The organism is Brucella daejeonensis (assembly GCF_014199265.1).
GTDB lineage: Bacteria > Pseudomonadota > Alphaproteobacteria > Rhizobiales > Rhizobiaceae > Brucella > Brucella daejeonensis.
Map to the genome: position 1 here is coordinate 43559 of NZ_JACIJG010000022.1, position 10565 is coordinate 54123.

Here is a 10565-nt window from a genome sequence, read left to right on the forward strand (position 1 = left end):
CCTCCTCAGGATGAGGGAGCGAGGGTTGGAGACGCCCCGTGCCTGCGCTCAGGGCACCTCCTCAGGATGAGGGAGCGGAGTTGGAGACGCCCCTGTGCCCGCGCTCAGGGCACCTCCTCAGGATGAGGGAGCGAGGGTTGGAGACGCCCCTGTGCCCGCGCTCAGGGCATCTCCTCAGAATGAGAGGAGTGGATTGGAGATGCCCCCTTTGCCCGCGTTCAGGGGGCATTTTCAGGGTGATGGAAAAACCTGGCGCCCACACCCCTCATCCTGAGGAGCCATGCCGAGCTTGTCGAGGCTTGGCGTCTCGAAGGGCGAGGGGGACGATAACAATATAACGATGAAAGGGGCCTGAGTGCCTGTCGCGCAACTGCCGCTCAACGAAATCATTCTGGCCGCCATGCTGGCGTTCTGCCGCATCGGCGCCTGCCTGATGCTGATGCCGGGGATTTCGAGCGCGCGCATCCCGTTGCAGGTGAGGCTCTACATCGCGCTGGCCTGCTCCCTCGCGGTGCTGCCGCTCGTGCTGCAACGCATCGTGACGGTGGTGGATGCGGGCCAGCCCTGGACGCTGTTCCGCCTGATGGCGAGCGAACTGTTCATCGGTGCGGTGATCGGCATTCTGGCGCATATCTATTTCTGGGCGCTGCAATTCATGGCTAGCACCATGGCCGTCTCGGTCGGCTATTCCGGTTCGCCAGCCGACGCCATCACCGAAAACGAGCCGCAGGCGACCCTTGCCACCATCGTCACCTTCGGCGCGCTGTTCCTGTTCTTCCTCACCGACATGCATCTGGAAATCTTCCGGGCGTTGCTCAATTCCTATGTCGCAATCCCGGTCGACGGGGGCTTCCGGCCCGACGCGGCGATGATCGATTTTACCGATGCGCTTTCGGCGGCGTTTCTGGCGACGCTGCGCATCGCGGCTCCGTTCATCGTCTTCGCCATACTGGTCAATTTCTCCGTCGGCCTCGTCAACAAGCTGACGCCGTCGATCCCGGTCTATTTCATCTCGATGCCCTTCGTGCTGGGGGGAGGGCTGCTGGTGGTCTATTTCATCCTGCCGGAACTGTTGCGCTTCTTCACCGATGAAGCCGCGACGCAGTTGCGCGAACTGTTTTGAGAGCCGCGATGACGAACCCGCGCAACCTGAGGAAGCTGATTGAATTGCAGAAGCTTGGCAGCGCGCGTCTTGAAACCGCGCTTGCCTCGGCCAATCTCCGCAAGGCCGTGCTGGATGAGGAGCGCGCGGCGCTGATGACCATGCAGGACCGGCGCTATGACGGCGCTGCGGTCGATATCGACCCGTCGCTTCTGATCCGGCGTCTTGGCGCCAATGCGGTCGAATCGCAGCTTGTCGAGGCCCAGCTCGAAACCCGGCGCAAGGCGCTCTTGCAGGAACAAAGGCGCACGGGCCTGCTGGAAGATCGGCTGGAGGCGTTTAAAAACGACCGCGAAAAACGCGAGCTTGCCGGGCTGATAGAGGATTTCATCAGCCGGAAAACGACAGGCGGTCCACGGGGGCGAAGCTGAAGCCACCCACAAGCTTCAGTCAAGTTTGATCCATTATGGTGCACCCATAAGAAGAAGGAAACTGTGCATGGCGATCAATCCGCCGTCAGATCTGGTGCTGGATGTGGCACGCGCCGCCGATCCGCAGGCCTATCGCATGGCGGCGGAACGGCTGAAGTCGGCGGCTGGCAACATGGCGGCGTCAGCCGATGCGGGACCGGCGGGGGAGGGCTTTGCAAGCTTTTCCGACAGTCTGGCGGCTGGCGTGAGCCTGCGGCCGGACGGGCAGGACAATGTGCGGAACGCGGCCAATCCGGCCTATCGCAAGTTCGAGGCCTTCATGCTGCAATCCTTCGTGCAGTCGATGTTCACCAGCGACACGACGGCGACCTTCGGCAAGGGGATCGCCGGGGAATACTGGAAGTCCATGATGGCGGAAGCCATGGCGAACAAGATGGCGGATAGCGGCGGCGTCGGCGTTGCGCGGCTGCTGGAGGAACAGGCGGCGCGCAAGGGGCGGGCGGAAACGCCGGCCACGATGGCGCTGCGAGACGTGATCGATAATGTGAGTGCGAGTGAAAATGCCGTATCGAAGGACATGGTGCATGGCTTCGAGCGCAGGCTCATTCAAAGACAGCTTGGAAATGACAACGGTACGGACACTGTCCGCGGCTGAGTGTCCGTGCAACTGCAAGCGGCCCTTGCTTCATAATTGAGGACCCCGAAATGACCGATAAAAGCTCCCCAGAAAGCCTGCCGCCGGAGGATATGCCCGTCGCTGTGCCGACGCCTGACGCGGCCCCGGATATGCTGGCTCCGGCGCTGAGGCCGGTGGTGCGGGCTATCGAGCATCTTGAAGATGTCATCGATACCGAAACGCGCCTGCTGCTCGAAGGCGGCAATCCCGACCTGGCCGAAATCAATTCGCGCAAGAGCCGCGGCCTCTACGATTTCAACAAGGCCATCAAGAAGGCTTCGACGCTTGCCGAACCGGCGACGATGAAGGGGCTTCAGCCGCTTCTCGACCGGCTGAAGCAGAAGCTGGAGAAGAATTGCGAAGCCTTGCAGCTTCACCTGCGCGCCGTCGGCGAGCTTGCCGACCTCATTCGTGGGGCGCTGGAAACGCAGGAAGCCGACGGCACCTATTCCATGCAGAGCGCGAGGCTCGGTCACGCAAGATGATGCGTATTCTCGTCATCGGCCTGTGGATATGCGCCGTCGCCTTCGGCTCGCTTTTCTTCGCGGTTCGCCAGAACGCCTCGTGGGAAGGCGGCACCGCGCTGGCGGCGAGCGGCGGCTTCGGCGGCGTGGATTATGTCAAGACGGATGTGATGAGCGTGCCGATCATCGTCGATGGCGGCGTCGCCGGCTATGTGGTGACGCAACTCGTCTATACGGTCGATTCGAGCATTCGCAACAAGCTGAGCGTGCCGCTGGAATTTTTCATCAACGACGAGATTTTCCGCAAGTTCTACGGCAGCTATTCGGACACGAAACAGGTCGAGAAGGTGAATTTCGAGGACGTGCGCGGCGCGATTATCTCGGACCTGAATGCGCGGTTCCCCGAACCGGTCGTCAAGGACCTTCTGGTCGAGCAGTTCAATTATATCTCGGCGGAGGAAATCCGCGCCATGAACATGCGCGACGCGCCGACGCCGACGGCGCCCGCCGGATAGCTTTTGGAACAGATACTCATACCCAAACAAATAGTTAGAGCGGGACGATTTCAAATTCAGTCACATGGCTCTTGACGCCGTTCTTTTCCCTCATCCTGAGGAGCCGTTGAAAACGGCGTCTCGAAGGACGAGGGAGGGATGTGGTATCAGATCAGGTAATATTTGCCGCCAAGCTGCGACAGGCGCTCTTCGCCCAGAGGTGTGACGGCGGGGTCGGCGATCAGCTCGACACCCATTTCGCCGCCGTTGCGCCATGCGACGCGGGCCAAAAGGGCGTGCCCGTAGAAATCGTCGAACAGCCAGAAACGTTCGGGAAGGGTCGGAACCTCGACGGTCCTGAGCCTGACGCCATGCGGGGCAATATCGGCGAACTGGCATTCGATGATGAATCGCCCATCCAGCCCGACGATCTTGCCGGACCGCAATCTTGTGCGCTGCCGTTCTTCCCTGCGCCGCTCCCGCGACGGCTTCACCCGTGCCATATCGAAATCATACCCGCTGTTTTGCGGGAACAGTTTAGCAGATTTCGCTTGTGGAAGCGTTATTTTTCGATGCCCGCGCCGCAGGTTTCGCACAGGCCGCGCAGTTCCAGTGTCGTCTTGCGTGACTGGAAGCCGTTCTGGACGCTCCAGGCGCTCACCAGATGTTCGATCGCCGCGTCGGAAAATTCCGTCACCTGGCCGCATTTTTCACAGATCGCGAAGGCGACCAGCCCCTGCTGGTGGCATTGCGGATGGGCGCAGGCCACGAAGGCGTTGAGGCTTTCGAGCCGGTGGATCAGCCCGTAGTCGAGCAGTTTGTCCAGCGCGCGATAAACCTGAAGCGGCGCGCGAAAACCGTCGTCGCGCAACTGGTCGAGGATCGTATAGGCGCTGAGCGGCCCTTCGGCCCTGGACAGGACGTCGAAGACCAGTGTCTGGTTGCGGGTCAAATCCTGCGGGGCGTGATGATGGTGCGTCGTCATTGTCCAGCGATCCGTTTCGGTGAAGCTTCTCCCCTCTTATTTAGGGGCAAGAGGCTGAAAATGAAAATGGCAAGTGCAGCGACCACGATGGACGGGCCGGACGGCGTATCGAAATGAATGGAACCGTAAAGCCCGCCGATCACGCCGGCCGCGCCGATCAGCGAGGCGAAAACCGCCATCTGTTCGGGCGTGGCGGCGAGGCGGCGGGCCGTCGCCGCCGGAATGATGAGCAGCGACGTGATCAGCAATATGCCGACGATCTTCATCGCAATGGCGATGACGATGGCCAGAAGCAGCATGAAGACGATGCGTGAAAGCGCCGGGTTCATGCCTTCGGCGCGCGCAATATCCTCGCTGACGGTCGCCGCGAGGAAGGGACGCCACAGCCATGCCAGCACCGCCAGCACGAACGCGCCACCGCCATAGATGAAGGCGATGTCCATGCGCGAAACGGCGAGAATGTCGCCGAACAGGAAGGACAGGAGGTCCACTCGCACCCATGTCATGAAGGCGACGATGACGAGGCCGAGAGACAGGGTGGCATGGGACAATATGCCGAGGAGCGAATCCGCCGACAGGGTATGGCGGCGTTGCAGGAGCAGGAGGATGGCGGAGATCGCCACCGCGACGGCAAAAACGCCGACCATCAGATTGATGTCGAAGACAAGCGCCAGCGCCACGCCCAGAAGCGCGGAATGGGCCATCGTATCGCCGAAATAAGCCATGCGCCGCCACACGATGAAGCAGCCGAGCGGCCCGGTGGTGAGCGCCAGCCCGACACCGGCGAGGATGGCGCGGGTGAAGAAATCGTCAAGCACTGCGTGCGCTCCCTTCGTGGTCATGGTGTTCATGCCCATGATCATGATCATGGTCGTGGTGATGGCCGTCCTCTGCATGGCAGTGGTCGGTCACCGAACCGTCGGCGTGAAGCACGCGCCCGTCGGGCAGATGGGTATGGTCGTGGTGATGCTCGTAAACGGCAAGCGGGCCGACGGCGCGGCTGCCGAACAGGCGCGCATATTCCGGGCTTGCCGTCACATCGCGCGGGGTGCCGCTGCAACAGACATGGCCGTTCAGGCAGATCACCCGGTCTGTCGCCGCCATGACGAGATGCAGGTCGTGCGAGATCAGGAGCACGCCGCAGCCCGTATCGTCGCGCAGTTTGGCGATCAGTTCGTAAAGGGCGGCTTCGCCGGAAAAATCGACGCCCTGCACCGGCTCGTCCAGAACCATGATGTCGGGCCTGCGGGCAAGGGCGCGCGCCATCAGCGCGCGCTGGAACTCGCCGCCGGAAAGATGGGCGGTCTCGGCTTTCGCCAGATGGGGAATCCCCACCGCTTCGAGCGCGGCTTCGATTTCCCCCCGGGAAAGCGGGCCGGTCAGCGTCAGCAGTCGCTCGACGGAAAGCGGCAGGGTGCGGTCTATGTTGATCTTCTGCGGCACATAGCCGATGCGAAGCCCCGGCGCATGGCTCACGCCGCCTTCATCCGGCTTCAGGATGCGCAGCGCCATCTTGGCGGCCGTGCTCTTGCCCGCGCCGTTCGGGCCGATGAGGGTGACGATCTCGCCGCGCTGGATGCCCAGATCGACATTGCGCACCAGCCAGCGCCCGTCGCGATAAACGCCGGCGCCCTTCAGTTCGATCAATGTCTCCCGCGCCGCCCTGGCGGGAAGGGGGGGCCTGGGAGCCACATATGTCGTTTCAGCCATGTCCGGGCTTTCGCTGCCTGTGCTGGTTTCTCACTGGATCTGCCGATGCGGAGCCTTCCCGGCTTGTCCGGGCAGGTCGTCCGGCTGTCCGGGAGAATTTCTCCGAAAGGGGGTTGCCTCACCTTATGGCAGACGTTATAGCATAACGCAACTGGCGTAATAAAATAACATATCGCTTCTAAATGGTGCCTGTTCCCCATCCTACAAGAGAGAGACCATGAAACATCTCCGCTCCCTGCTGCTCTCCTCCGCATTTCTGGCCGGTCTGGCCGGTGCTTGCGGTACGTCTTTTGCTGCCGAACGCGATGGCGTCGTCGTGTCCATCAAGCCGCTTCATTCGATCGTTTCCGCCGTGATGCAGGGCGTGGGCGAGCCGAAGCTGATCGTTCAGGGCGCGGGATCGGAGCATGTCTATAGCCTGAAACCCTCCGACGCCGAAGCGATCGAACATGCCAAAGTGATCTTCTGGGCCGGACCGTCGATGGAAACCTTCCTCGACAAGCCCTTCGATACGCTTGGCGAGGGTGCGAAACTCGTGGCGCTCGGCGAAGCCGATGGCCTGACCCGGCTCAAGTTCCGCGAGGGCGGTCCGTTCGAAGCACATGACCATGACCATGAAGGCGAGGGGCACGATCACGACACCGAAGCTGCCCACGGACATGATCATGACAAGGGTCAATCGGGTCAATCGGGTCATGCCGGTCATGATGCGCATGAGGGCCACGAGGACGACCACGGCGAATATGACCTGCATTTCTGGCTCGACCCGGATAACGGCAAGGTTCTGGCTGCGGACATCGCCCGCACGCTTGCCGAAAGCGATCCCGAACATGCCGCTCAATATGAAAAGAACGCCAGCGCTTATGCCGAAAAGCTCGACGCGCTGAGCAAGGATGTCGCGGCCGAACTGGACCCCGTCAAGGACAGGCCGTTCATCGTCTTCCATGATGCCTATCAATATTTCGAGAACCGCTTCGGCGTGAAGGCTGCGGGATCGATCACGGTCAGCCCGGACAAGGCGCCCGGCGCGGCGCGCATTCAGGAAATCCACGACAAGATCAAGTCGCTGGGCGCGGCCTGCGTGTTTTCCGAACCGCAGTTCGAGCCGAAGCTGGTCAGGACGGTCATTGACGGCACCGATGCCAGAACCGGCGTTCTCGATCCGCTCGGCTCGGAACTGAAGGACGGCCCGGACCTCTATCCGCAGCTCATCCGCAATCTGGCGGATTCGCTGAAATCCTGTCTGTCGAAATAGGCAGCGGCGCGTCTTGTCTCCGCGAGTACCGGCGGAGCCGGTGCTGCGGTCCGCCTATATGGCGGACCGCCGGGCGGCCCGCGCGAGGGAATGGCTTTCCCGGGTCCCGCCGGATATGCCTGCCCGAAACGGCGCAAGGATGCTCGCCAGCGGAATGCCACACTAGCAAGATGTTGAATCGAGTGTGGTTTACGGATTTGGAGTTCCTGAACGTAGATGCCAGACAAATGATAGGAACTTCAAATCCACCACACTGGTGTCAGGCATCCGGCAGGCTGCGCCCGCCCCGGCCTATCGAAAGCTCCTTTTTTGCCTGATACTGTAACGTTATAACATTTGGAAATCGACATGAAGAAATTTGCGAAAATGCTGCGGGCCGGTTTGGTTCCGGCGCTGCTCGCGCCGGTGACGGCAGGCTCAATCCGGCGGCATACAGGAACGGTGTCATGAAAAAGAGGCTTCCCGTTACCGTCCTTTCCGGTTTCCTTGGAGCTGGAAAGACGACGCTTCTCAATCACGTGCTCAACAATCGCGAGAACCGCCGCGTGGCGGTGATCGTCAACGATATGAGCGAGGTGAATATAGATGCGGCGCTGGTCCGCGAGGGCGGAGCCAATCTTTCCCGTACGGAAGAGCAGCTCGTCGAAATGACCAATGGCTGCATCTGCTGCACGCTGCGCGACGATCTTCTGAAGGAAGTCAGGCAACTGGCGGCGCAGGGCCGGTTCGATCACCTCCTGATCGAATCGACCGGGATTGCCGAGCCGCTGCCCGTCGCCGCCACTTTCGAGTTTCGCGACGAAAGGGGCGACAGCCTGTCGGATGTCGCGCGGCTCGATACGATGGTGACGGTGGTCGATGCGGCCAATCTGCTGAAGGACTACGCCTCGAGCGACTTCCTGCGTGATCGCGGCGAGTCGCTTGGCGAGGACGATGAGCGCACGTTGGTCGACCTGCTCGTCGAACAGATCGAGTTCGCCGATGTCGTGGTCCTGAACAAGGTTTCCGTCGCCTCCGCCGAAGAGCGCGATCTTGCCCATAAGGTCATCCGCTCGCTCAATCCCGATGCGCGCATCGAGGAGGCCGATTTCGGTCAGGTGCCGCTCAATGCGATCCTCGACACGAAACTGTTCGACTTCAACCGGGCGCATGAGCACCCGCTCTGGTACAAGGAATTGTACGGCTTTCGGGGGCATGTGCCGGAAACCGAAGAATATGGCGTGCGCTCCTTCGTCTATCGCGCGCGGCGGCCTTTCGATCCGGCGCGGTTCCAGGCCTTCGTCGACAAAAGCTGGCCTGGCGTGGTGCGGGCGAAGGGGTTCTTCTGGCTGGCGACGCGGCCGGATTTCGTCGGTGAACTCAGCCAGGCGGGCGCGCTGGTGCGCACCGGCAAAAGGGGACGCTGGTGGTCGGCTGTGCCGAAGCAATACTGGCCCGCAGAACCAGAATGGCAGCGCGCCATGCAGCCTTTCTTCCATGAAATATGGGGCGACCGGCGTCAGGAAATCGTGTTCATCGGCGTCGATCCGATGCGCGAGGAAGCGCTCGTCATGGAACTGGACCGCTGTCTGGTCGATGAGGAAAGCTTCACTCCGGAACGATGGGCGGGGCTGGACGATCCGTTCCCGGACTGGTCTGCGGCGGCGGCCTGAAAATCGGCTCCCGCTTTCTCCCAACGGACCTAATCCGATAGCGAGACGATCTCCAGCGCCTTGCGGTCGGCCAATGTGCGATGATCGAGCACACTCGCTATGGCCTCGCGGACATCCAGCATCACATGGCGCACTTCGCATTCGTCTTCATCGCAATCGTCGCAGGGGCGGTAATCCGTCTTGCTGGCGCAGGCGATGGGGGCGAGCGCCCCGTCGAGCGCGCGGATGATATTGCCGATGGCGATTTCATTGGCGGGGCGCGCAAGACAGAAGCCGCCGCCCTTGCCCTTGCGGCTCAACACGAAGCCCGCATTGCGAAGCTCGGTGAAGATATTGTCGAGGAACTTGCGCGGTATATGGTGTTTTTCGGCAATCTCGCTGGCCGAAACCAACTGTCCATCGGCTATGCCCGCCAGATGCACCATGGCTTTCAGGCCGTATTTGCCCTTTTTGGTCAGCATGCCACCCCTGTGGGCATTTCCTCATGGAACGAAAGCGATCCTCCGTCCGGAAATGCATGTAGAGAACACTCAACTCCCGCCGCCGGGATCAGCCGGCGCCGTTCGGTTTTCAGCACATATCCGCTTGGTAAACGTGCCCGTATCGATGAAATTAGGAGGTAAAGCGCGTTGCGACAAGTCTTTTTGCCGTTCGCGATTCATCCGGGCCGTTCGCGGCGAGCGCCAGCGAAAGCGCGCCGGTCAGGGCGTCGCCGAGCGCCGGTCTGTAAAGCGCCTGGTGCGGCAGGAAAGGAAGTGCAGCATAGGATGCGGCAAGCCCGCCCGCAAGGCTGAACCGGCCGAGCTTTTCCACGCCGAGACGGTCGAGGCCGCGGGCGACATGAGCGCAGGCGCGTTGCAGGACGGCGATGCCGAGTGCATCGCCCTTTTGCGCATGATCGAAGACGAGCGGTGCAAAGGCGGCATAATCCGCCGCCGTGGCCGTGCGCGAGAAGGCAACGATCCGGCGCGTGTCTCCGCCAAAACCTGCCATGACAGCTTCGACAAGTTTCGTATGTCCAGCCATGCCGTCGAGCGCCAGCAGCGTTTCCTCCAGCACTTCACGTCCAAGCCGGGCCCCACCGGCATGATCGCTCAACATGAAGCCGCGTCCGCCGACGATCTCGAACGCCTCGTGCTCCCTTCGAACGAAGACCGAACCGGTGCCGAGAATGACGATTGCGCCGTTTTCGTTGCCGAGCGCGCCCTGTAGCGCCGTGACGGCATCCGAGACGATCTCGGTGGGGCCGAAGGGGAGGTGGTGATGCAGGCTGTCCCTGTCGGCAAGCGAGTTCGCGCCTGCGAGGCCCAGCACGGCCCGGCTTCGGCGCAGTTGTGAGACATCCAGCCCGGCCTCGCCCGCCGCCCTTGTCGCGGCCTGCGCGATATTCTCCAGCGCCGTCGCCCTGTCCGCGCCGATATTGGCCGGGCCGCTCAAGCCCCTGCCGATGATAGTGCCGGCACCATCGGCAAGCAGGGCGCGGCAACCGGTGCCGCCGCCGTCAACGGCGATAATATAGGGCATGTGCTTCATAGAGTGGCCTCGGAAGGGCAGGCAGCGAAGGGGCGACCGTCATCAAACTGTCGCATTCGTTCGAATCGACGATTCCCGGCGGTTGAAATCCGGTTAAAAAGGACCATATTGTCTGTGGAAAGAAAAATCCTGATTTTTTGAAAAACTGCGTTGACAGTTTTGATTGGTGGGGTCTATATGGCGCCACAACGAGGGCGGCGACGCTGCTAGCGGCAGGTTGCTTCGTCCTTGAGTTCTGGTGAAAGCGGTTGACTTTGGGTTGG

14 protein-coding genes are annotated in these 10565 nt (G+C 61.6%); 7 read left to right on the forward strand and 7 right to left on the reverse strand.

Translation table 11 applies throughout. The features are described 5' to 3' along the window. Positions 1-355 precede the first annotated feature (355 nt). The 5 genes from fliR (at position 356) to FHS76_RS19420 (ending at position 3188) form a co-directional block, all read left to right on the forward strand. The gene (fliR, locus tag FHS76_RS19400; RefSeq protein WP_183656870.1) at positions 356-1123 is read left to right on the forward strand and encodes a flagellar biosynthetic protein FliR; all 768 of its coding nucleotides are present in this window, start codon (positions 356-358) and stop codon (positions 1121-1123) included. Positions 1124-1131: 8 nt separating this feature from the next. Next, complete coding sequence (locus FHS76_RS19405) at positions 1132-1533, forward strand: hypothetical protein (RefSeq protein WP_183656873.1); 402 nt, start codon at positions 1132-1134, stop codon at positions 1531-1533. A gap of 67 nt (positions 1534-1600) precedes the next feature. Beyond that, positions 1601-2188 (forward strand): rod-binding protein, encoded by a 588-nt coding sequence (locus FHS76_RS19410; protein WP_183656876.1) that lies wholly within the window; start codon positions 1601-1603, stop codon positions 2186-2188. A 92-nt stretch (positions 2189-2280) separates the two neighbouring features. Continuing rightward, positions 2281-2694, forward strand: a complete 414-nt coding sequence (locus tag FHS76_RS19415) for a flagellar protein FlgN (protein WP_374828652.1) — start codon at positions 2281-2283, stop codon at positions 2692-2694. Beyond that, on the forward strand, positions 2691-3188 hold the full coding sequence (locus FHS76_RS19420; protein WP_183656882.1) for a hypothetical protein: 498 nt from the start codon (positions 2691-2693) through the stop codon (positions 3186-3188). The genes FHS76_RS19415 and FHS76_RS19420 overlap by 4 nt, the downstream gene beginning before the upstream one ends. 146 nt (positions 3189-3334) lie before the next feature. On the opposite strand, the gene FHS76_RS19425 is transcribed toward FHS76_RS19420, so the two are convergent. Genes FHS76_RS19425 through FHS76_RS19440 form a run of 4 tightly spaced genes read right to left on the reverse strand, consistent with a single transcriptional unit; the run spans position 3335 to position 5862 of the window. Further along, positions 3335-3670 carry a PilZ domain-containing protein gene (locus FHS76_RS19425; protein ID WP_183656896.1) on the reverse strand — a complete coding sequence of 112 codons (336 nt, stop codon included), beginning with the start codon at positions 3668-3670 and terminating at the stop codon, positions 3335-3337. A 59-nt stretch (positions 3671-3729) separates the two neighbouring features. Further along, positions 3730-4152 carry a Fur family transcriptional regulator gene (locus FHS76_RS19430; RefSeq protein ID WP_183656899.1) on the reverse strand — a complete coding sequence of 141 codons (423 nt, stop codon included), beginning with the start codon at positions 4150-4152 and terminating at the stop codon, positions 3730-3732. Beyond that, positions 4149-5009, reverse strand: a complete 861-nt coding sequence (locus FHS76_RS19435; RefSeq protein ID WP_183656923.1) for a metal ABC transporter permease — start codon at positions 5007-5009, stop codon at positions 4149-4151. Before FHS76_RS19435 ends, FHS76_RS19430 begins: the two co-directional genes overlap by 4 nt. Next, positions 4963-5862: an ATP-binding cassette domain-containing protein gene (locus FHS76_RS19440; protein WP_183656902.1), complete on the reverse strand. Its 900-nt coding sequence runs from the start codon at positions 5860-5862 to the stop codon at positions 4963-4965. The genes FHS76_RS19435 and FHS76_RS19440 overlap by 47 nt, the downstream gene beginning before the upstream one ends. A 217-nt stretch (positions 5863-6079) precedes the next feature. Between FHS76_RS19440 and znuA the strand changes: the two genes are divergently transcribed. Together znuA and zigA are read left to right on the forward strand one after the other, a co-directional pair. Then, positions 6080-7117, forward strand: a complete 1038-nt coding sequence (gene znuA, locus FHS76_RS19445) for a zinc ABC transporter substrate-binding protein ZnuA (protein ID WP_183656905.1) — start codon at positions 6080-6082, stop codon at positions 7115-7117. Positions 7118-7563: 446 nt separating this feature from the next. Continuing rightward, positions 7564-8769 (forward strand): zinc metallochaperone GTPase ZigA, encoded by a 1206-nt coding sequence (gene zigA / locus FHS76_RS19450; RefSeq protein WP_183656908.1) that lies wholly within the window; start codon positions 7564-7566, stop codon positions 8767-8769. 29 nt (positions 8770-8798) lie between these two features. Here zigA and FHS76_RS19455 read toward each other — a convergent pair whose 3' ends face one another. The 3 genes from FHS76_RS19455 to FHS76_RS22470 all read right to left on the reverse strand — a co-directional run. Beyond that, positions 8799-9230, reverse strand: coding sequence for an RrF2 family transcriptional regulator (locus FHS76_RS19455; protein WP_183656911.1), 432 nt, complete (start codon positions 9228-9230; stop codon positions 8799-8801). Positions 9231-9381: 151 nt separating this feature from the next. Then, positions 9382-10293 (reverse strand): BadF/BadG/BcrA/BcrD ATPase family protein, encoded by a 912-nt coding sequence (locus FHS76_RS19460; RefSeq protein WP_183656914.1) that lies wholly within the window; start codon positions 10291-10293, stop codon positions 9382-9384. After that, positions 10271-10565 (reverse strand): hypothetical protein (locus FHS76_RS22470; protein ID WP_210306177.1); only part of this gene is annotated, 295 nt, incomplete at its 5' end. The genes FHS76_RS19460 and FHS76_RS22470, both read right to left, overlap by 23 nt.